The sequence below is a fragment of the Chromobacterium sp. S0633 genome, assembly GCF_024158805.1.
Classification (GTDB): domain Bacteria; phylum Pseudomonadota; class Gammaproteobacteria; order Burkholderiales; family Chromobacteriaceae; genus Chromobacterium.
The window spans coordinates 252156-273363 of the sequence record NZ_JAMZGH010000003.1 but is presented as its reverse complement, the minus strand read 5'-3'; the positions used below and the strand labels follow the sequence as shown (position 1 = coordinate 273363).

At 62.3% G+C, this 21208-nt stretch carries 16 protein-coding genes, 3 tRNA genes and 1 CRISPR repeat array; of the genes, 13 read left to right on the top strand and 6 right to left on the bottom strand.

Annotation, left to right across the window (positions count from 1 at the left end; translation table 11 throughout):
- Nucleotides 1-490: 490 nt before the first annotated feature.
- The 6 genes from csy1 (at nt 491) to NK214_RS03370 (ending at nt 10147) form a co-directional block, all read left to right on the top strand.
- Nucleotides 491-1834 carry a type I-F CRISPR-associated protein Csy1 gene (gene csy1, locus NK214_RS03395; protein WP_253313757.1) on the top strand — a complete coding sequence of 448 codons (1344 nt, stop codon included), beginning with the start codon at nt 491-493 and terminating at the stop codon, nt 1832-1834.
- Nucleotides 1831-2829 (top strand): type I-F CRISPR-associated protein Csy2, encoded by a 999-nt coding sequence (csy2, locus tag NK214_RS03390; RefSeq protein ID WP_253313756.1) that lies wholly within the window; start codon nt 1831-1833, stop codon nt 2827-2829. Before csy1 ends, csy2 begins: the two co-directional genes overlap by 4 nt.
- 12 nt (nt 2830-2841) lie before the next feature.
- Entirely contained in the window at nt 2842-3879 is a 1038-nt protein-coding gene (csy3, locus tag NK214_RS03385; RefSeq protein ID WP_253313755.1) for a type I-F CRISPR-associated protein Csy3, read from the top strand.
- Between the two features lie 3 nt (nt 3880-3882).
- On the top strand, nt 3883-4440 hold the full coding sequence (cas6f, locus tag NK214_RS03380; RefSeq protein WP_253313754.1) for a type I-F CRISPR-associated endoribonuclease Cas6/Csy4: 558 nt from the start codon (nt 3883-3885) through the stop codon (nt 4438-4440).
- A 130-nt stretch (nt 4441-4570) separates the two neighbouring features.
- A CRISPR array of direct repeats spans nt 4571-6279; the repeat unit is 28 nt; unit sequence GTTCTCTGCCGGATAGGCAGCTTAGAAA.
- A gap of 150 nt (nt 6280-6429) precedes the next feature.
- Nucleotides 6430-9108: a TonB-dependent siderophore receptor gene (locus NK214_RS03375; RefSeq protein WP_253313753.1), complete on the top strand. Its 2679-nt coding sequence runs from the start codon at nt 6430-6432 to the stop codon at nt 9106-9108.
- A gap of 79 nt (nt 9109-9187) precedes the next feature.
- Nucleotides 9188-10147 carry a bifunctional helix-turn-helix transcriptional regulator/GNAT family N-acetyltransferase gene (locus tag NK214_RS03370; RefSeq protein ID WP_253313752.1) on the top strand — a complete coding sequence of 320 codons (960 nt, stop codon included), beginning with the start codon at nt 9188-9190 and terminating at the stop codon, nt 10145-10147.
- A gap of 138 nt (nt 10148-10285) precedes the next feature.
- Here the strand turns inward: NK214_RS03370 and NK214_RS03365 are convergent.
- The 3 genes from NK214_RS03365 to NK214_RS03355 form a co-directional block, all read right to left on the bottom strand.
- Nucleotides 10286-10360, bottom strand: a tRNA-Glu gene (locus tag NK214_RS03365).
- Between the two features lie 6 nt (nt 10361-10366).
- Nucleotides 10367-10443, bottom strand: a tRNA-Arg gene (locus NK214_RS03360).
- 42 nt (nt 10444-10485) lie between these two features.
- Entirely contained in the window at nt 10486-10881 is a 396-nt protein-coding gene (locus NK214_RS03355; protein ID WP_235086823.1) for a hypothetical protein, read from the bottom strand.
- A 376-nt stretch (nt 10882-11257) separates the two neighbouring features.
- Here NK214_RS03355 and NK214_RS03350 point away from each other — a divergent pair, with 376 nt between their 5' ends.
- From NK214_RS03350 to NK214_RS03340, 3 genes are all read left to right on the top strand, one after another.
- Nucleotides 11258-11776, top strand: a complete 519-nt coding sequence (locus NK214_RS03350; RefSeq protein ID WP_253313751.1) for a DUF2975 domain-containing protein — start codon at nt 11258-11260, stop codon at nt 11774-11776.
- Nucleotides 11777-11779: 3 nt separating this feature from the next.
- Nucleotides 11780-12013 (top strand): helix-turn-helix transcriptional regulator, encoded by a 234-nt coding sequence (locus NK214_RS03345; protein ID WP_253313750.1) that lies wholly within the window; start codon nt 11780-11782, stop codon nt 12011-12013.
- 135 nt (nt 12014-12148) lie between these two features.
- Nucleotides 12149-12604: a hypothetical protein gene (locus NK214_RS03340; RefSeq protein WP_146176703.1), complete on the top strand. Its 456-nt coding sequence runs from the start codon at nt 12149-12151 to the stop codon at nt 12602-12604.
- A 432-nt stretch (nt 12605-13036) separates the two neighbouring features.
- Here NK214_RS03340 and NK214_RS03335 read toward each other — a convergent pair.
- From NK214_RS03335 to fdhD, 3 genes are all read right to left on the bottom strand, one after another.
- Nucleotides 13037-13130 (bottom strand) — tRNA-Ser (locus NK214_RS03335).
- A 61-nt stretch (nt 13131-13191) separates the two neighbouring features.
- On the bottom strand, nt 13192-14418 hold the full coding sequence (locus NK214_RS03330) for an aspartate kinase (RefSeq protein WP_227104858.1): 1227 nt from the start codon (nt 14416-14418) through the stop codon (nt 13192-13194).
- A 217-nt stretch (nt 14419-14635) separates the two neighbouring features.
- On the bottom strand, nt 14636-15445 hold the full coding sequence (gene fdhD, locus NK214_RS03325; protein ID WP_253313749.1) for a formate dehydrogenase accessory sulfurtransferase FdhD: 810 nt from the start codon (nt 15443-15445) through the stop codon (nt 14636-14638).
- A 137-nt stretch (nt 15446-15582) separates the two neighbouring features.
- On the opposite strand from fdhD, the gene fdnG reads away from it, so the two are divergent.
- From fdnG to fdhE, 4 genes are read left to right on the top strand one after another with little or no spacing between them, the layout of a single operon-like run.
- Entirely contained in the window at nt 15583-18639 is a 3057-nt protein-coding gene (gene fdnG / locus NK214_RS03320; RefSeq protein WP_146176704.1) for a formate dehydrogenase-N subunit alpha, read from the top strand.
- Nucleotides 18640-18648: 9 nt separating this feature from the next.
- Nucleotides 18649-19524 carry a formate dehydrogenase subunit beta gene (gene fdxH, locus NK214_RS03315; protein ID WP_107800487.1) on the top strand — a complete coding sequence of 292 codons (876 nt, stop codon included), beginning with the start codon at nt 18649-18651 and terminating at the stop codon, nt 19522-19524.
- Nucleotides 19521-20150, top strand: a complete 630-nt coding sequence (locus tag NK214_RS03310) for a formate dehydrogenase subunit gamma (protein WP_107800488.1) — start codon at nt 19521-19523, stop codon at nt 20148-20150. Before fdxH ends, NK214_RS03310 begins: the two co-directional genes overlap by 4 nt.
- Nucleotides 20147-21073 carry a formate dehydrogenase accessory protein FdhE gene (gene fdhE / locus NK214_RS03305; protein WP_253313748.1) on the top strand — a complete coding sequence of 309 codons (927 nt, stop codon included), beginning with the start codon at nt 20147-20149 and terminating at the stop codon, nt 21071-21073. The genes NK214_RS03310 and fdhE overlap by 4 nt, the downstream gene beginning before the upstream one ends.
- Nucleotides 21074-21208 lie beyond the last annotated feature (135 nt).

Below are 21208 nucleotides of genomic sequence, written 5' to 3'. Positions count from 1 at the left end.
CCTATCTCCCAGCGGCATGCCTCATGCCAAGCACCATTCCTCCCCCGCATGATGCACATCAAGTAAACCCAGACCACTGTCCATACCAATATCACCTGCTCGCAGGCACACTAGATAGATGGAATGCCAGTTGAATGGACGTAAAAAAGGCCAGTCGCTTGCGCGCTGGCCGGTCTGAACTGCCTATCCGGCAGAGAACTGAAATGAAAATTCCAGCTTTACTATTTCTAAGCTGCCTTATGCCGGCAGTGGCGCCGATGTTACAAGCCACCCTGCCAATTAACGATAAATGTAAAATTTAGCTTTACTAGGTAAAAAATTAGCGTATGGTCGGTGTTGTGAGAGTGCGCTTGGCAGACCGGCCTCCACCCCAACCCCTTGCAAAACAGGAGGATGCGCATGCAATGAAGCACCGAGCCAAGGCCCCGGCAGCCCAATCGCGCCGGGGCCGCACTGCTGTTTGTTCCTGATTTTGATCCAAGGACCAGCCATGCCCCCTACCCTCACGCCCCGCGCCGCAGCACTACGCGCCTTGATGGCCGGCTTCATCCGGCAACGGCGCGACGACAAGCTGGACAAGCTCGCGCCCGACGACGACGCCAAGCGCGAAGCGCTGCTGACCCAACACCAGCCCACCGCCTGGCTGGCGGACGCCGCCCGCCGCGCCGGCCAGCTGCAAGCCGCCACCCATACCCTTAAAGCCATCCACCCGGACGCCCGCGGCAGCAATCTGTACGCGCCGCCCTCCACCCTGCCGCCGCGCCGCGAAGTGGGCAGCCACTGCCTGGGCGCGGATTTTGCCGACGACGTGGTGGGCAACGCCGCCGCGCTGGATGTGTACAAGTTTCTGAAGCAGCAGCACGACGGCCAAAGCCTGCTGGCGCTGGCCTTGGCGCAGGACACCGACCTGGCCGCCGCGCTCAGCGACGACGCCGAACAGGCGCAGGCCTGGATCGCCGCCTTCGCCGCGCTGACCGACGCCGGCGCGGCGGCCGCCAGCCACAGCCGCGCCAAGCAAGTGTATTGGCTGGTGGGTTACGATCCGACCAAGAACGAACACTACCACCTGCTGGCCCCGCTCTACCCCAGCGCGCTGGCGCAGCGGCTATACCAAACCATCCAGGAACACCGCTTCGGCGAAGCCGCCAAGGCCGCGCGCCAGGCCCGCCGCGAGCAACGCGAGCACCCGCATGGCTATTGCGATTATCCGCAACTGGCGGTACAGAAGCTGGGCGGCACCAAGCCGCAAAATATTTCCCAGCTCAATAGCGAGCGCAAGGGCAATAACTATCTGCTGGCCTCCCTGCCGCCGCAGTGGCAAAGCCTGGGCCTGAAACCACCGCTCAATAGCGAAGACGCGCTGCTACGCTTTGGCCGCCGCAACGATGTGCGCCGGCTGGTCCGCCAACTGCGCGCCTTTCTAGAAAGCCAACCGCCTCAAAACAAAGATGCCCAAGATCGTCGTGACGATCTGGGCAACGCGCTGCTGGAGGAGCTGCTGTTGTTCGGCAAGGAGATGCACGAAGGTCTGCCGCCCGGCTGGAGCGCGGACACGCGTTGCCGGCTGCCGGAATACCAGCAGCTGTGGCTGGACCCCTGGCGCGCCGATGCGGACGCGGACTTTGCCGCGCGCTGGCACGGCGAGGACTGGCCGCTGGAAGTGGCCAAACGCTTCGGCCGCTGGCTGAACCAGCAATTCGACGCCAGCTCGCTGGAGATGGGCGACGCGGAATTCCGCCACTGGGCGCGCGAGCTGGCCGGGGATCTGGGCTGGCAGGCCCAGCACGATCAAACCCGCCGCCAGCTGGCGGCCATGGCCAAGGAGCAAGCATGAGCACTCTGCCCGTGATCACCGGCCTGCTGAGCGTGCCCCGGCTGCGGGTGCAAAACGCCAACGCCATTTCCAGCCCCTTCACCTGGGGCTTTCCGGCCATTACCGCCTTCACCGGCCTGGCCCAGGCGCTGGAACGCAAGCTGACCGGCAGCCTGGATTTGCAATTCGAGGCGGTGGGCGTGGTCTGCCACCATTACCAGGCGCAGACCAGCGGCGCGTACACCCAGGGCTTCCACCTCAGCCGCAACCCGGTGGACAAGGACGGCGCCACCGCCGCCATCGTGGAGGAAGGCCGCATCCACCTGGATATCAGCCTGCTGTTCGGCCTCACCGGCGAAACGCTGGCCGCGCCCAGGGAGCAACTGCCGGAACTGGCGCGGCAGGTGGCGGACACCCTGCACGGCATGCGCATTGCCGGCGGCAGCGTGACGCCGCCGCTGCCCGGCCGTCGCCATCCCGCGCCGCAGTTGATGACCTTGAGCGAGGACGAGACGGAACGACTCAAACAATTCCGCCAGCTGCGACGCAGCCTGCTGCCCGGCTTTGCGCTGGTGTCCCGCGACGACTTGCTGCAAAGCCATCTGGCCACGCTGCGCGCCAGCCAGCCGCAGGCGGACGCTTTCGACGCCTGGCTGGACCTGTCCCGCATCAACCACGCGCCGCACTGGCAGGAACAAGCGGACCCGGCCGGCGGCGAGCCGCGCCGCACGCTGGAATGGCGCAGCCAACGCGGCCACAGCCAGGGCTGGACCGTGCCGATGCCGGTGGGCTACGGCGCACTGTCCCCGCTCTACCCGGCCGGCAGCGTGGCCAACGCCCGCGACGCGCAGACGCCGTTCCGCTTTGTGGAAAGCCTGTATTCGCTGGGCGAATGGGTCAGCCCGCACCGGCTGCACGATGTCGGCCAGTTGCTGTGGTACGCCGACGACGACACCGCCAGCGGCTTGTACCGTTGCCGCAATGATTACGCCGCCACCTTGGAAATAGAAGACTAGAAAGGAAGCCTCATGAGCACCGCACCGCTGAAAACCGCTACCGTATTGGCCTTTGAACGCAAGCTGGACCCGTCCGACGCCTTGTTCCACGCCGGCGACTGGCAACAGCGCGAGCAGCACGCCGGCTGGGAGCCAGTCAGGGTCATCGAAAAATCCGTGCGCGGCACCATTTCCAACCGCCTGAAAACCAAGGACCAGGACCCGGCCAAGCTGGACGCGCGGATTGAAAACCCCAATCTGCAAACCGTGGACGTGGCCGCGCTGCCGCACCACGCGGATACCTTGAAGATCAGCTTCACGCTGCGGGTGCTGGGCAATGTCGGCGCGCCGTCCGCCTGCAACGACAGCGCCTACCAGGCCAAGCTGCGCGCCACCGTGGCCGGCTATGTGCAGGCCCACGGCTTTGCCGAGCTGGCGCGCCGCTATGCCTGCAACCTGGCCAACGGCCGCTTCCTGTGGCGCAACCGCGTGGGCGCGGAGCAGGTGGAGGTGCGGGTGGCGCTGCTGGAGCAAGGCCAGCCGGCGCAGCAATGGCAGTTCGACGCGCTGGCGCTGTCCCTGCGCCACTTCGACCCCGGCAGCCAGGCCGCCGCGCTGGAACAGCTGGCCGCCGCCATCGCCGCCGGCCTGGCCGGCCAGCGCCATCTGCTGCTGCAAATCACCGCCTTTGCGCGGCTGGGCGCCGGCCAGGAGGTGTTCCCCTCGCAGGAACTGGTACTGGAGCGCGGCCGCGGCGACAAGAGCAAAACCCTGTACGCCATCGAGCAAGGCGCGCTGAAAATCGCCTCCATCCACTCGCAGAAGCTGGGCAACGCCATCCGCACCATTGACGACTGGCACCCGGAAGCCGAACAGCTCGGCCCCATCGCGGTGGAGCCCTACGGCTCGGTCACCACGCTGGGCAAGGCCTGCCGCCAGCCCAAGGCCAAGTCCGACTTCTACACCTTGCTGGACAACTGGGTGCTGAAAGACCAGGCCCCGGCGCCGCATGATCAGCACTTTGTGCTGGCCACGCTGATCCGCGGCGGTGTGTTCGGCGCGGCGGAGTAAGCCATGGATCACTACCTGGACATCCGGCTCCGCCCGGACCCGGAGTTTGCGCCCACGCTGCTGATGAACGCGCTGTTCGCCAAGCTGCACCGCGCGCTGAGCGAGCAAGGCCGCGACGACATCGGCGTCAGCTTCCCGCGCGCGGCCCCGGCCGCCGCGCTGGGCGACACCCTGCGCCTGCACGGCGGCCACGCCGCCTTGCAGCGGCTGATGGCCGGCGACTGGCTCAGCGGCATGCGCGACCACATCGCGCTGGCCGCCATCCAGCCGGTGCCGCCGCAGGCGGAAGCCTGGCAGGTACGGCGCAAGCAGGCCAAGACCAATCCGGACAAGGAGCGCCGCCGGCTGGTACGGCGGCTGGGCATCAGCGTGGAAGAAGCCGCGCAGCGTTTCCCGGACAGCGCCGCCCGCCGCCTGACCCTGCCCTTCCTCACCCTCAACAGCGCCAGCACCGGCCAGCGTTACCAGCTGCACATCGAGCAACGCCCAGCCCCGGCCACCCACAGCGGCCGCTTCAACGCCTTCGGCCTCAGCCCCGACGCCACCGTGCCGTGGTTCTAACCCTTTTTTTTTGCTCCCCGCCGCCAAGCCTGTTAAATCAATGGCTTGGCGCGGGGTGGGATAAAAGGGTTTTTATTGGGGAAAGCGATGCTTTCCCCCGCTGGCGCGGGTTTGCGGGGGAAAGGCTCTAGTTCTCTGCCGGATAGGCAGCTTAGAAAAGCGTCACCCGTCCCAGAAGAACTTATCCACAGTTCTCTGCCGGATAGGCAGCTTAGAAAAAAACAAAAAACCTTTCAAATTGAGCGAACTGGTTCTCTGCCGGATAGGCAGCTTAGAAAAACAAGCAAGATAAGAAAGCAGACGACAAAAGGTTCTCTGCCGGATAGGCAGCTTAGAAAAAGTGCACCTCGTAAGCCGACTGATAGCCGAAGTTCTCTGCCGGATAGGCAGCTTAGAAATCAAATCGAAACCAGTCCATTGCGTCCACGCGGTTCTCTGCCGGATAGGCAGCTTAGAAATGGAGGGTAAGGACGCTCACCCTTAGCCAAGGGTTCTCTGCCGGATAGGCAGCTTAGAAAAAAAGTCCATGGCAAGAAAAGAAAATAGAACCGTTCTCTGCCGGATAGGCAGCTTAGAAAAAGTTCTGACCAGTCACCATGAGCGTGGACCCGTTCTCTGCCGGATAGGCAGCTTAGAAAATCAAGGATTTTTTCGACCTGCTCAAGAACGAGTTCTCTGCCGGATAGGCAGCTTAGAAATCAATAAAACAGGGGCTTTTGAGACGCTGCAAGTTCTCTGCCGGATAGGCAGCTTAGAAATTCTGATACGCCTCGCTTTCCTTCTTCAGCTTGTTCTCTGCCGGATAGGCAGCTTAGAAAATCGAGAGCGTCAGCTATGACGAGAAAGAAAAGTTCTCTGCCGGATAGGCAGCTTAGAAATCTCGGCGCTTTTCACTGCCCGCTTGATGTCGGTTCTCTGCCGGATAGGCAGCTTAGAAACAAGCACTTGCTTGAGCAATTGGAGGCAAGTGGTTCTCTGCCGGATAGGCAGCTTAGAAAGCACAGGGCCTGGCACTCAAAGCGGCCAAGGCGTTCTCTGCCGGATAGGCAGCTTAGAAATCTGCGCGGGCGTCGCCATCGCCGTGGTAAGCGTTCTCTGCCGGATAGGCAGCTTAGAAATTGTCCGGGCGGGTCAGGGAATAAGGCTGGTGGTTCTCTGCCGGATAGGCAGCTTAGAAAAGCCGCTGGTATCGACCTCGACCGATAGTTGAGTTCTCTGCCGGATAGGCAGCTTAGAAATGGTAGCCGTTCGGGAGCATCAGCACCGGCAGGTTCTCTGCCGGATAGGCAGCTTAGAAAATAATGCGGCAGCTATCATTGTGAGTCACAACGTTCTCTGCCGGATAGGCAGCTTAGAAACTGAAAAAGCTGCAGGCCGCGCTGGAAAACGAGTTCTCTGCCGGATAGGCAGCTTAGAAAATGAAGGGCTGGAAACCCTCCTTGCGCAGCTCGTTCTCTGCCGGATAGGCAGCTTAGAAATAACTTCCCCACTGAAGGCCAGCTCACGCTAGGTTCTCTGCCGGATAGGCAGCTTAGAAACTGCACGGGCCGGGTTTGCTGGCGGCGCCCGTGTTCTCTGCCGGATAGGCAGCTTAGAAAATCGGTGGCAGCCGCAATCAGCTGCGTATTATTGTTCTCTGCCGGATAGGCAGCTTAGAAAGCCCAAGCTCGGCCAGGCTTCCTCATTTTTGGGTTCTCTGCCGGATAGGCAGCTTAGAAACATTCCACCAGCCCGCTATCCGTCCCCACGGCGTTCTCTGCCGGATAGGTAGCTTAGAAACACTCAAACACCTCCGCCATGTCTACCCCTTCGTTCTCTGCCGGATGGGCAGCCTAGAAAGCCCCCCCAACCCCTCCCCCGCAATCCTTCCAATCACATTATTCTCAATTTGAATAACAATCTAATTTTCCAGATTTTTAACATATATGCAATCGTGCTAGATTTTGTTTTCCAAAATCAATAAAGGGCCGGCACAGCCGGCATTCCGCGATGGCATATCCCCATTTCACCCTCTCCGCGCTGGCGCTGGCCTTGGCTGGGCAAGCCTTGCCGGCGCTGGCCGCCGACGGCAACACGCTGGACAGCGTCACCATCACCGGGTCGCGCATTGCGCGCGCTGGCAAGGAAGGCCCCACCGGGGTCACGGTGCTGAGCGGCGCCGATATCGAAAAGCAGGGTTACACCAATGTCTACGACGCGCTGAACAATCTGGCGCAGAACACCGGCTTCACTCAGGGCGCAGATTTCGGCAATACCTTCACCCCGGCCGCCAACGCCATCAGCCTGCGCGGGCTGGGGCCCAACCATACGCTGACCTTGCTCAACGGCCGCCGCATCGCCGATTACCCGGTGGCTTACGAGGGGTCGGTCAACTTCGTCAATCTGGCCAATATCCCGGCGGCGATGATTGAGCGCATCGAGGTGCTCAACGGCGGCGCGTCGGCGATTTACGGCTCGGACGCCATCGCCGGCGTGGTCAATGTGATCCTGAAGAAGAAGGCCGACGGCACCACGGTCAACGTCAAGGCCGGCGGCAGCGAGCATCACGGCGGCGAAAACCTGCGCCTGCAACTGAGCGGCGGCAAGAGCTGGGACAAGCTGAATCTGGTCTATGCGCTGGAGTTGAGCCAGCGCAACCCGATCTGGTCGCGCCAGCGCGGCTTCATGGCGGACAACACCGTCAACGGCGCGGCGCCCACCACGGTGTGGTCGCAGAAGGATGTGAGTAGCGGCAAGTTCATCGACCCCGGCGCGGCTTGCGGCGCGCTGGGCGGCTTGTACGCCGGCAGCGTGCGCACTTACCGCACCAGCAAGAGCAATGTCTGCGCCAGCCCGCTGGCCAAGGCCTCCTACTGGACGGTGCAGACCGCCAACCAGAGCCAGAACGGTTATCTGAGCCTGAATTACGCGCTCAACGATCACCTGGAGTTGTTCAGCGACGCGCTGCTGGCCTTCAACCACAGCGAGAACAACACCCGCGGCCCCAGCTGGACCTCGGCCGCCGGCAACGGCGGCTATTTCCTGAACCAGAACAGCGGCCGCTACGAGGTCTGGAGCCGCTTGCTGTCGCCGGAGGAGATGGGCGGCGCCAGCCGCTACAACCGCAAGTGGGACGATGTGGCGGCCAACCTGACTTTCGGCCTGCGCGGCACGGTGCCGGACAGCAGCTGGAGTTACGAAGCCGCTTACAACGCGTCCATCTACACCAGCCAGAACATCGCGCCGCGGCTGCTGGCCAATGCGGACAGTTTCTTCCTGGGCCAGCAGCAGGGCGTGGACGCCAAGGGGGTGCCGATTTACGCGCCGTCGGCCGGGCCGTTCAACCGCCGGCTGACGCAGGCGGAGTTCGACAGCATCGCCGGGCGCTCGGTGAGCCAGAACAAGTCCTGGCTGCAGGCGCTGAGCCTGAGCGGCAGCGGCGAGTTGTTCAAGCTGCCGGCCGGCGCGGTGAAGCTGGCCGGCACGCTGGAATGGGGCAGCCAGGGCTTCAGCAATGATCCGGACCCGCTGATCAATCAGGGCGCGTTCTATAACACCTCGCCGGCCGTGCACGCCGGCGGCACCCGCTCGCGCCAGGCGCTGGGCGGCGAGTTGTTCATCCCGGTGTTGAAGCGGCTGGACCTGACGCTGTCCGGCCGTTACGACCGCTACCAGCTGCCGGACAGCAGCGCCGGCAAGTTCACTTACGGCGCCGGCCTGGCGTTCCGGCCGCTGAACAGCTTGCTGCTGCGCGGCAGTTACGCCACCAGCTTCCGCGCGCCGGACATGAATTATCTGTTCCTGACTCAGAGCCGCGGCTATTACTCGTCCAGCACTGACTACTGGCGTTGCGCCCAGGCCGGCCAGCCCTTGGCCAGCTGCGACTACAAAAACATGTCGCCGGGCGCGGACTACGTGAAGAACGGCAACGCCGAACTGAAGCCGGAAAACGGCAAGTCCTACGGCTTCGGCTTTGTGTGGTCGCCCAGCAGCAGCGCGGATATTTCGGTGGATTACTGGGACATCGCCATCAATGATCTGGTCACCGACCTGAGCGGCGACAAGCTGTTGCGCGACGAGGCGCAGTGCCGCGCCGGCATGCTGGACGCGTCGTCCCAGCTGTGCCAGGACACATTGCGCCGAGTGCAGCGCAATCCGGCCAATGCCTTGATCAATCCGGGCGCGATCAAGCAGATCGTGGTCAACCCGATCAATGCGGCCAGCGAGCGCACCAGCGGTTTCGACATCGCCGGCAAGCTGCGCTGGAAAACCGCCAGCTGGGGCAGCTTCCTGCTGAAAGCCAATTACACCAAGGTGCTGAAGCACACTTACCAGCAGTTTGCCGGCGATGTGGAAAAGAATATGTTGAACGACCCGGAAAACACCGATTGGCCGGACAAGCTGGACACCAGCCTGAGCTGGGACATCGGCCCCTGGTCGTCCACCGTGCTGCTGACCCGCTACGGCAAGATTCCCAAGGCCAGCGGCAATGGCAATCTGACGCCCACGGTGCTGGCCAATTTCAGCACTCAGTATCAATGGAGCAAGCAGACTTCGGTGGGGCTCATCGTCAACAATGTGCTGGACACCATCAAGCGCGACGATACCAGCAACTGGCCCTACTACCCGGTGGGCAGCTATCTGCCCTATGGCCGCCAGTGGTGGGTGGAGGTGAATCACAAGTTCTGAACGGCTGGCGCGCTCACGAGTTATTGTAATAAGCAACTATTTAGTTGTATGTTACAACCATTACCACAGGAGAGCGCGCATGAACCCTACACAGCCGCAGCAGCTTGTCATCGACCAGATCCGCTCCGCCTCGCGGCGCATCGTGCGCGAGCTGGGTTTCATGCGCAGCACTCTGGCCATGAGCCGGCACTCCGCTTCCGCCGTGCATGCGGTGGTGGAGATCGGCCTGGCCGGCAGCTTGTCCGCCAGCCAGTTGGCGGACAAGCTGCAGCTGGAAAAATCCACGGTGAGCCGGCTGGTGCGCAAACTGACGCAGGGTGGCGAGCTGCTGGAGCAGCCCAGCCCCAGCGACGGCCGGACCAAGCTGCTGGCCTTGAGCCCATCCGGCCAACAGCTGTTCGCGCAGTTGCAGGACTACGGACGCGGCCAGGTGGGCGGCGCCCTCGTCCACCTGTCGGCGGAGCAGCAGCGGCAGGTGGAACAGGGCCTGAATTGCTATGCGGCGGCGCTGGAAGCCAGGCACGCCGAGCACTCACCGCCGGCCGCCGCGCCCATCGCCGTTGAAACCGGTTACCGTTGCGGCGCGCTGGGCAGCATTGTCGCCATGCATGCGCGCTATTACCACGCCCACGCCGGCTTCGGCGCTTTTTTCGAACGGCAGGTGGCCACCGGCCTGGCCGATTTCCTCGGCCGCCTGAGCCAGCCCGGCAATCAGCTGTGGCTGGCCTTGCGCGACAGCCGCATCATCGGTTCATTGGTGATTGCGGCGGAGCCGGACGCGCCGGGGCAGGCGCAGCTGCGCTGGTTCATTCTGGACGAGGAGGCGCGCGGCAGCGGTCTTGGCCGCCGCATGATGGAACAGGCGATGGCGTTTTGCGATCAGCAGCGCCTCGCCGTCCGGCTGTGGACCTTCCAGGGCTTGCTGGCGGCGCGGCATTTGTACGAGGCCTTCGGCTTTGTCTTGAGCGAGGAGCGCCCAGGAGCGCGCTGGGGCGAACAGGTGGTGGAGCAGTGTTTTACACGGCCCGCCAAAAGCTAGCCGCGCGCCGTGCTTCTGCCGGATGGGCCGCTTAGAAACAGCGGTCCCGTGTGGTGATGGCCGATGGGGTTCACTGCCGGATAAACAGCATTAGAAATGCAAAAAACCCACCGCTTGCGCGATGGGTTTTTCTGAATCTGGCGTCCCCACGGGGAATCGAACCCCGGCTACCGCCGTGAAAGGGCGGTGTTCTAACCGCTAAACTATAGGGACAGCAAGTGGCGCACCCGGAGCGATTCGAACGCCCGACCCTCTGGTTCGTAGCCAGATACTCTATCCAACTGAGCTACGGGTGCGCTGATTGGCCTAGAAAGAGGTATTCGCGAAAATGCCCACTTTCAAACAACCAAACCCTTGAATTTTCTAGCAGCAGCGCTTGCTGTGCTGTCGATCAAGAGGCGCACAGTATGTGTCCTTTGCTGGACCTTGTCAACAGCTTGCTCTGAAATTTTTCCAAACCCGCAAAATGGAGAAAATTTTCGCAAAGCCATGCCTGACTCAACAAAACTCGCAATTTTCCCCGCCCGGCCTAGAGCAAGCGCGACCCGCCGATTCTCATTTGTACGGTTCATTTTGGGTATGGCGTGTGGGCATCCTTCCGGTTCACCGATGGCGATGGCAGGTATGAGGGTAGCGGCGGCTACTCGCGGCTCGACGAAGTGCCCTGGCAAGCCCGACCAAAAGTATTCAATTTGGATGTTTTCGGCTGATTCAAACGTCCAACCAAGGTACAAGTTTCATCAGCTTTAACCCCTCAATCGAATCCAGCTGATGGCCTTGTTAATGAAAGGCTTTCAGCGGCTTTTGATGGCGGCTCACTCCATTCCCCCTGGGAGAAAATGCACGCATGGCCAAATTGGCCAGACTGCAGAAGCGGCGCCTGCGGATGCGGATGATCCCCATGCCCTGTTCCGCAAAGAAAAGCTGTACCCGGTCATTGAGCAAGTTGGCCCCCGTTCGACGGGCCGCCGCAGCGACCTAGACCGGAGCCGTTCCCTCCTTACTGTTCCCTTGTTGCGACAAGCTCAAGCAAGATTATCGACAACGATAAATTTCTTGCGAAATACCAATGTCCTATTTATCGTTTAACAATAAACCCAGGAGGAGGAAATGATGCCTAGCCGTCCAAACCTTTTGTCTACGACCCGCCTGGTCTTGCACGCCCTGCTCAGCCTGAACTTCATACTGGGCATGGGAATTGGGGCACTTTTGCTTGCCAGCTTTATCGTGCCGCAATGGCTGCAAGCCGCGCTGGGCGCGCGACCGGAGGCTCCGCCCGCGCTAATGACAGGCATGCGCCTGATCATGCTAATCGGGCTCGCTGGCGTGCCGCTGGCGAATCTTGTCTTGGCGCGCTTGCTGGCGATGGTGACAACGGTACGCGATGGCGACCCCTTCATTCCGGCCAACGCCGCCCGGCTGCAAGCTATTGCTTGGGCACTGCTCGCCATACAAATTCTCAACCTTGCCGTCGGCGCGGTTTGCGCAAGCGTATCCATGATCTACCCGTTGGACATTGGGTGGAGCCCTTCGGTCGATGGATGGCTATCCGTATTGCTGCTGTTTATTCTGGCGCGAGTATTTGATGCAGGAACGAAAATGCGTATCGATTTGGAAGGAACCGTATAAGCCATGGCTATTCTGGTAAAGCTCGATGACCTGTTGCATCACCGAAGAATAACTTTGAGCGAGCTTGCGGACCGTGTAGACATCACCCTGGCGAATCTTTCCATCCTCAAAACCGGAAAAGCCCGCGCCATCAGGTTCTCGACCTTGGAAGCAATTTGTGAAGCCTTGCAATGTCAGCCGGGCGATTTGCTGGACTATGCGGCCAGCGCTAAGGAGGACCAAGCCGTCCCCAAATAAAGCTTAAGCCATCTGTTTACGCGCCGGGCCTTGGCCAGTTCCATCTGGCGGGCCAGTAGCGCCAGTAGCAAGCGCCCGCCAAATCGAACGGCGTCCGAAGCAAACTGTATCCACTCGCCCAAATGGGTCATTTTCATGGAGAAAGATAAAATGCAAGACATTTCACTATTTCGCCTGAACTGCTTGAGAGGCCTGTATCTGTTTATCGCCGTCGGATTTGGAGTCTCCCTGCTGCCTAATATCTTGAGTCCCCATACCCCGGCGGTTCCCACGAGAGCCGTGGTGGACCACATGCTCTTGGCCTTTTGGCTGTTAACCCTATTTGGCGTGCGCTATCCGCTGCAAATGCTCCCGGTGCTGCTATGGGAAATGATCTGGAAAACCCTGTGGGTGGTGTTGGTAGCCATTCCCCAGTGGCGCAGCGGGCGCATAGAGCCCTTTACCGAAGCCAATCTGGGCTGGATTCCCTTGCTGATCGTCTTCTATGCAGTCGTGCCCTGGCGCTACGTATACGCCAACTACCTGCTCAAGCCATCCGAGCCATGGCGAAAGAAGACCAGCGCACCGCGCGGCGCATCGCTGGCGGATTAGCGGGTCGGGCGTCTGCTCTAGCGCCATTACGCTACCGGGCAGGAAGTGGCGGTGAATGAAACAGAGACAACTATTCAGCTCCCCTGACGGTTTGAATAGCAGCATGAGCAAGCGACAAAATGGCTGGAACGGATCTCCCACCTGCTTCCGGCCATCAATCGAATTCGTCCGCCTCCATCCTCCAGCCGATGGAAGACTCCCCTTTTCCCAATACACAAAGGCAATCGGGAATTGCCGCGCAAACCGATCGAGGGCGTGTCTCGACTATGTTTTATCTCGGTCAAACGGATTGATCGCGTTTTCGCAGAGACGGTTACGCTTCTAGGAAGCTCTTGGTCTTGTTGATCCGCTTCAGGAATCTAACGATGAAGTTCTGACCGCTAGGACGCAAAAAAGCCCTCGACTGTTTCCAATCAAGGGCTTAATGCGAACTGGCGGAGAAAGAGGGATTCGAACCCTCGATACAGGTTTAAGCCCGTATGCTTCCTTAGCAGGGAAGTGCCTTCGACCACTCGGCCATTTCTCCGTTCAGAGAGCGCCATATTAATTAGCGCTGCGCCCCCTGTCAAGCGTGTATCCGAAATTATTTACGCCGGCTGGTCCAGCCCGAAAACTTTATGCAAAACGCGAACCGCCAGTTCCAGATACTTCTCGTCCAATAGCACCGACACCTTGATTTCCGAGGTGGAGATCATCTGGATATTGATGCCCTCTTCCGCCAGGGTGCGGAACATGGTGGAGGCGATGCCGCAGTGCGAACGCATGCCCACGCCCACGATGGAGATCTTGGCCACCTTGTCGTCGGCGTCGATCTTGGCGGCGCCGATATGGGTCTGCACTTCGCGCAGGATGGTCAGCGCGCGCTGGAATTCGCCGCGCGGCACGGTGAAGGAGAAATCGGTCGCGCCGTTTTCGCCCACGTTCTGGATGATCATGTCCACTTCGATATTGGCATCGGCGATCGGCCCCAGAATCTGGTAGGCGATGCCAGGCTTGTCCGGCACGCCCTTGACGTTGATGCGCGCTTCGTTACGGTCAAATGCGATGCCTGCGACAACGGCCTTTTCCATGCTTTCATCTTCCTCATACGTAATCAGGGTGCCTTCGCCTTCGTCTTCGAAGCTGGAGAGCACGCGCAAACGAACCTTGTACTTGCCGGCGAACTCCACCGAGCGGATCTGCAGCACCTTGGAGCCCAGCGACGCCATTTCGATCATTTCCTCGAACGTGACGGTCTTCAGGCGGCGCGCTTCCGGCACCACGCGCGGATCGGTGGTGTAAACGCCGTCCACATCCGTGTAGATCTGGCATTCGTCGGCCTTCAGCGCGGCGGCCAGCGCCACGGCGGAGGTGTCCGAGCCGCCGCGGCCCAGCGTGGTGATGTCGCCGTCCTCGTCCACGCCCTGGAAGCCGGCGACGATGACGACGCGGCCTTCATTGAGGTCGGAGCGCATCGCGGCGTCGTCTATCTCCTGGATGCGGGCCTTGGTGTGGGCGTTGTCGGTGACCAGCTTCACCTGCCAGCCGCAGTAGCTCTTGGCCGGCACGCCGATTTCCTTCAGCGCCATGGCCAGCAGGCCGATGGTGACTTGCTCGCCGGTGGATATCACCACGTCCAGCTCGCGCGGGTCCGGATAGTCCTGAATCTCCTTTGCCAGGGCGATGAGGCGGTTGGTTTCGCCGCTCATGGCGGACACCACCACCACGACATCATGTCCCTGCGACTTCCACTTGGCGACACGGCGGGCAACGTTCTTGATCCGTTCGGTGGTTCCAACCGAAGTGCCGCCGTACTTTTGTACGATGAGTGCCATGCTTGTTTCTTATATTCGAAAGGGTTGAAATGTCGAGCTTCGATTCTGACCCTATCCTGGCCAGAATTGCAAGGCGGAATTCTCCGCGGATGCTGCAACGCAAAACCCGCGGCCAGCCCCGGCCGGCACTGCGCGGCGCAAGCTGCCGACGCTGCGACGCTTGCCGGCATCAATCCACGGCTGCCATGCCGTTTACTGGCAGAATATTTCTGTTGGATTACATGCGCAAACGTTCGGGGCAGCTGTACAGATTGGCGCGGCCGTGGCCGGCGAAGCCGATCAGGGTCAGGCCGTAGCGCGCGGCCATCTCCACCGCCAGCGAGGTGGGCGCGGACAGCGCGATCAGGATCTCGATGCCGGCGGCGGCAGCCTTCTGCGCCATTTCATAGCTGGCGCGGCTGGTGACGATGACCGCGCCATCGCGCCAGCCCTGGCGCGCGCGCGCGCCGATCAGCTTGTCCAGCGCCACGTGGCGGCCCACGTCCTCGCTAAGGTGCAGAAGTTCGCCCTGCGGCGTCACCCAGCCGGCGGCGTGGGCGCAGGCGGTGGCCTGGGACAGGCTTTGCGCCTGCTGCAGCACCGGCAAGGCACGCGCCAGCGCGTCAAGGCTGAAGCTTTGGGTCTGCGGCAGCGGCGGCAGCGGCCGGTGGATTTCGGCCAGTTGCTCCACGCCGCACAAGCCGCAGCCGGTGCGCCCGGCCAGCTGGCGGCGGCGCTCCTTCAAGGCCATGAAGCGGGCCGAGGCCAGATCGATGCGCGCTTCCACGCCGCGTTCGCCCGGAACGATGTCGATGCCGTAGATCTCGCCCGGATGGGCGACGATGCCCTCGGCCAGGCTGAAGCCCAGCGCAAAGTCTTCCAGCTCCCGCGGGCTGGCCATCATCACCACGTGGGAGAGGCCGTTGTACACCAGCGCCACCGGGGTTTCCACCGCCACCCAGTCCTGCCTGGCCTGGGCGCCGCCGTGACGGCAATCGACAATGCCGAGCTCAAGCGCCGCCTGCTCCAGCGCTTCGGTTTTTTTCATAAAATGTGGCCTGCCATTCACTGCAATAGTTTGTACTAATTGATACCTAGGGCGATAATAGATTTTCCGCTGTGAGTGAGCAACGCGTCCTTGGTGGGTCAGGGACGCGCCCAGTTCAACCCCAAGGAGACAAACCCATGCAAGTCAGCAGACGGCAGTTTTTCAAGCTCTGCGCCGGCGGCATGGCAGGCACCACCATCGCGACCCTGGGCTTCATGCCCGAGACCGCGCTGGCCGACACCCGCAGCTATAAATTGCTGCGCGCGACGGAAACCCGGAATACCTGTCCATACTGTTCGGTAGGCTGTGGCATCTTGATGTACAGCCTGGGCGACGGCGCCAAGAACGCCAAAGCCGATATTTTCCACATTGAAGGCGATCCGGACCATCCGGTCAATCGCGGCGCGCTCTGTCCCAAGGGCGCCGGCCTGATCGACTTCATCCACAGCCCCAACCGCCTGCGCTACCCGGAAGTGCGCGAAGCGGGCTCCAACGAATACAAACGCATCAGCTGGGACGAGGCCTTCGAGCGCATCGCCGCCCATATGAAGCGCGACCGCGACGCCAACTTCGTCGAGAAGAACGCGGACGGCGTCACCGTCAACCGCTGGCTGACCACGGGTTTCCTGGCCGCTTCCGCATCCAGCAACGAGGCCGGCTGGCTGACCCACAAATTCACCCGCAGCCTGGGGCTGCTGGCGGTCGACAACCAGGCGCGTGTATGACACGGACCAACGGTGGCAAGTCTTGCCCCAACATTTGGTCGCGGTGCCATGACGAACCATTGGGTCGACATCAAGAACGCCAACCTCATCGTCGTCATGGGCGGCAATGCGGCCGAGGCGCACCCGGTGGGTTTCCGCTGGGCGATTGAGGCCAAGACCCGCAACAAGGCGAAGCTGATCGTCATCGATCCGCGCTTCACCCGCACGGCCTCGGTGGCAGATTATTACGCCCCCATCCGCACCGGCACGGACATTGCGTTCCTGTCCGGCGTGATCCGCTACCTGCTGCAAACCGGCAAGTACAATAAGGAATACACGCTGGCCTACACCAATGCCGCGCTCTTGGTGAACCCGGACTTCAAGTTCGACGACGGCCTGTTCTCCGGCTACAACGCCGACAAGCACAGCTACGACAAATCCACCTGGACCTACCAGCTGGACGATAAGGGCATGGCCAAGCGCGACGACAGCCTGTCCGACCCGCGCTGCGTGATCAATCTGATGCGCGAGCACGTGGCCCGTTACACGCCGGAAATGGTGGAAACCCTCTGCGGCACGCCCAAGGACGCCTTCCTCAAGGTCTGCGAATACCTGGCGGAAACCGGCGCCCACGACAAGACCACCTCCTTCCTGTACGCGCTGGGCTGGACACAGCACTCCATCGGCTCGCAGAACATCCGCACCATGGCGATGATCCAGCTGCTGCTGGGCAATATGGGCATGGCCGGCGGCGGGGTCAACGCGCTGCGCGGCCACTCCAACATCCAGGGTCTGACCGATATCGGCCTGCTGTCCACCAGCTTGCCGGGTTATCTGAACATGCCCTCGGAGAAGGAGCCCACGCTGGAGTCCTATCTGAGCAAGTACACCAGCAAGCCGCTGGCCGACGGGCAGATGAACTACTGGCAGAACTATCCCAAGTTCTTCGTTTCGCTGATGAAGGCGATGTGGGGCGACAAGGCCACCGCAGACAACCAGTGGGGCTATGACTGGCTGCCCAAGTGGGACAAGAGCTACGACGTGCTGCAGTACTTCGAGCTGATGCATCAGGGCAAGATCAACGGCTATTTCTGCCAAGGCTTCAACCCCATCCTGGCCTTCCCGGACAAGAACAAGGTGGTGGCCTCGCTTTCCAAGCTGAAATACCTGGTGATCATGGACCCGCTGGCCACCGACACTTCCACTTTCTGGAAGAACCACGGCGAGCAGAACGATGTGAAGACCGCGGAAATCCAGACCGAGGTGTTCCGTCTGCCCACCACCTGTTTCGCCGAGGAAGACGGCGCGGTGGTCAATTCCGGACGCTGGCTGCAATGGCACTGGAAAGGCGCGGACGCGCCGGGCGAAGCCATCACCGACGCGGAAATCCTGGCCGGCATCTTCACTCGTCTGAAGGCGCAGTACGCCAAGGACGGCGGCAAGAACGCCGAAGCCATCATGAGTCTGTCCTGGGCTTACGGCGATCCGCACGAGCCCAAGCCGGAGGAACTGGCCAAGGAGCTCAACGGCAAGGCGCTGGCGGACATCCCGGATCCCAAGAACCCCGGCCAGTTCCTGGCCAAGAAAGGCGAGCAGCTGTCCGGCTTCGCGCTGTTGCAGGCCGACGGCAGCACCGCTTCCGGCTGTTGGATCTTCGCCGGCAGCTGGACCCAGGCCGGCAACCAGATGGCACGCCGCGACAACAGCGATCCGTCCGGGCTGGGCAATACCCTGGGCTGGGCCTGGGCGTGGCCGGCCAACCGCCGCGTGCTGTACAACCGCGCTTCCTGTAAGCCGGACGGCACGCCGTGGGACAAGAAGCGGACGCTGATCAAGTGGAACGGCGAAAAATGGACAGGCATCGACGTGCCGGACTTCAAGGCCGACGAGCCGCCCGGCAGCGCCATGGGGCCCTTCATCATGCAGGCCGAGGGCCTGGGGCGGCTGTTCGCGCTCGACAAGATGGCCGAAGGCCCCTTCCCCGAGCACTACGAGCCGTTCGAAACGCCGCTGGGCACCAACCCACTGCATCCCAAGGTGGTGTCCAATCCGGCGGCGCGGGTGTTCCCGGCGGACCGCGAGCAGATGGGCAAGCACGACGCCTTCCCGTACGCGGCCACCACTTACCGGCTGACCGAGCACTTCCACGGCTGGACCAAGCACGCGCGGCTGAACGCGATCGCCCAGCCGGAGCAGTTCGTGGAAATCGGCGAGGCGCTGGCCAAGGAGAAAGGCATCGCCCACGGCGACACGGTGAAAGTGTCGTCCAAGCGCGGCTACATCAAGGCCAAGGCGGTGGTGACCAAGCGCATCCGCGCGCTGCAGTCGGGCGGCAAGACGGTGCACCAGGTCGGGATTCCGATTCACTGGGGTTATGAAGGGGTGGCCAAGAAAGGCTTCAGCGCCAACACGCTGACGCCGTTTGTAGGTGACGCCAACACCCAGACGCCGGAATTCAAGTCCTTCCTGGTCAACGTCGAGAAAGTATAAGGAGCGACCATGTCATCACTGCAATCGCAAGATATCCTGCGCCGCTCCGCCAGCCCCACCCAGCCGCCGGTGGTGCGCGATTACAAGGCCGAGGTGGCCAAGCTGATCGACGTGTCCACCTGCATAGGCTGCAAGGCCTGTCAGGTGGCCTGCTCGGAGTGGAACGACATCCGCGACGAAGTGGGCAGCAACGTCGGCGTCTACGACAACCCGGCCGATCTCACCGCCCACAGCTGGACGGTGATGCGCTACAGCGAGGTGGAGGAAAGCGGCAAGCTGGAATGGCTGATCCGCAAGGACGGCTGCATGCACTGCGCCGACCCGGGCTGTCTGAAGGCCTGTCCGTCGCCGGGGGCCATCATCCAGTACGCCAACGGCATCGTGGACTTCCAGTCCGAGCACTGCATAGGCTGCGGCTATTGCATCTCCGGCTGTCCGTTCAACGTGCCGCGCATCAACCAGAAGGACAACAAGGCGTATAAATGCACCTTGTGTTCCGACCGGGTGATGGTGGGCCAGGAGCCGGCCTGCGTGAAGACCTGTCCCACCGGAGCCATTCGCTTCGGCACCAAGTCCGATATGCAGGCCTACGCCCATGACCGGGTGGAAGAGCTGAAGACCCGCGGCTACGCCAACGCCGGGCTGTACGATCCGGAAGGCGTGGGCGGCACCCACGTGATGTACGTGCTGCACCACGCCGACAAGCCGGAGCTGTATTCCGGCCTGGCCAAGGATCCCAAGATCAGCCCGGTGGTCAGCCTGTGGAAGGGCATCCTCAAGCCGCTGTCCACCATCGGCCTGGCGGCTTCGGTCTTGTTCGGCTTCTTCCACTACATCGGCGTCGGCCCCAATAAGGCGGAAGAGGAAGAGGAGGAAAAGGCATGAGCAAGGAAAAGCTGATCAAGCGCTACAGCGCGGCGGAACGCGTCAACCACTGGATCGTGGCGGTGTGCTTCGTGCTGTTGGCGATTTCCGGCCTGGCCTTCTTTTACCCGGCCTTCTTCTGGCTGACCGGCGTATTCGGCACGCCGCAGCTGGCGCGCATCATCCACCCCTTCGTCGGGGTGCTGATGTTCGTCGGCTTCGCGCGCCAATTCCTGCGCTACTGGCATCACAACTTCCTGGACAAGGAAGACGTGAAGTGGATGATGGCGGTGAAGTCGGTGCTGTCCGGCCACGAGGTCGGCGACATCGGCAAGTACAACGGCGGCCAGAAAGGCATGTTCTGGCTGATGACCGGCTGCATGCTGGTGCTGGTGTGCACCGGCTTCATCATGTGGCGGCCGTACTTCGCGATGTATTTCCCCATCCCGGTGATCCGCGTGGCCCTGCTCCTGCACGCCTGGAGCGCGCTGATCCTGATCGCCGGCATCATCGTCCACGTCTACGCCGCCATCTGGGTGCGCGGCACGATACGGGCGATGGTGGAAGGCGTGGTCACCCATGCCTGGGCCAAGAAGCATCATCCGCGCTGGTACCGTGAAATGACCGGAGACAAGAACAAGCCATGAGCATACGCATCGTCCCCCTGGACGAGGCTGGCCGGCTGCAAACCGCGGCGGGAGAGATCCCGCCCTTATTGCTGCCCCAGCCCGCCGAACGCTATCTGGCCCGCAGCCGGCGCCTGACGGCGCTGGCCGACGGCCACCCGATGGCGGCCTATCTGGCCTTCGCCGCCCGCATCGCCGCGGCTCAGCACCGCCTGGTGCGCGAACAGCCGGTGACGCTGCCGCCGCGCGGCGATTACTTCCATCATTGCGCCGAACACGGCCTGCCGCCGCTGGGCGCCGCCGCCTGGCCGCGCGATCCGGTCTGGCGCGATCTGCTGCGCGCGCTGTGCGCGGAGCTCGCCGCCCTGCCCGGCCCCGCCGGCCAGGTGGCGCGCGAGCTGGAACAGACGGACGACGCCGCGCTGGAAAGCGCCGCCCGCGCGCTGCTGGACGGCGACTTCGCCGCCGTCGGCTCGGCGCGCGCGCCCTTGCTGTGGGCGGCGCTGTCGGTCTACTTCAGCCAGCTGGCCGCGCAACTGCAGGTGACGGCGGTGGCCGAACCCGACGACGCCCGCCACCTGTGCCCGGTGTGCGCGATGCCGCCGGTGGCCAGCGTGGTGCGCCTTGGCAACGAGTCCGGCCTGCGCTATCTGCATTGCAGCCTGTGCGAGAGCGAATGGCATCTGGTGCGCGCCAAGTGCAGCAATTGCGAGGCGACCCGCGACATCGGCTACTGGTCGCTGGAGCAAGGCGACAGCCAGCAGGCCGCGGTGCGCGGCGAAAGCTGCGGCGACTGCGGCAGCTATCTGAAGATCCTGGCGCTGGACAAGGACCTGGGCGCCGAGCCGGCGGCCGACGATCTGGCCACGCTGGCGCTGGACCAGCAGCTGGAACAGCGCGGCTTCGCCCGCAGCGGGGTCAATCCGCTGCTGTTTCCCGGCTAAGCCCCCGCTCCCAAGGTCCCCCAAGCCTCCTACACGGAGGCTTTTTTCATGGCGTCGGCGAGCGCTTTGGCCGCGCCGTCCGTTTGCATAAGAAAAAACCAACAACTACAAAAAAGGTATGACTTTTTTCCATCC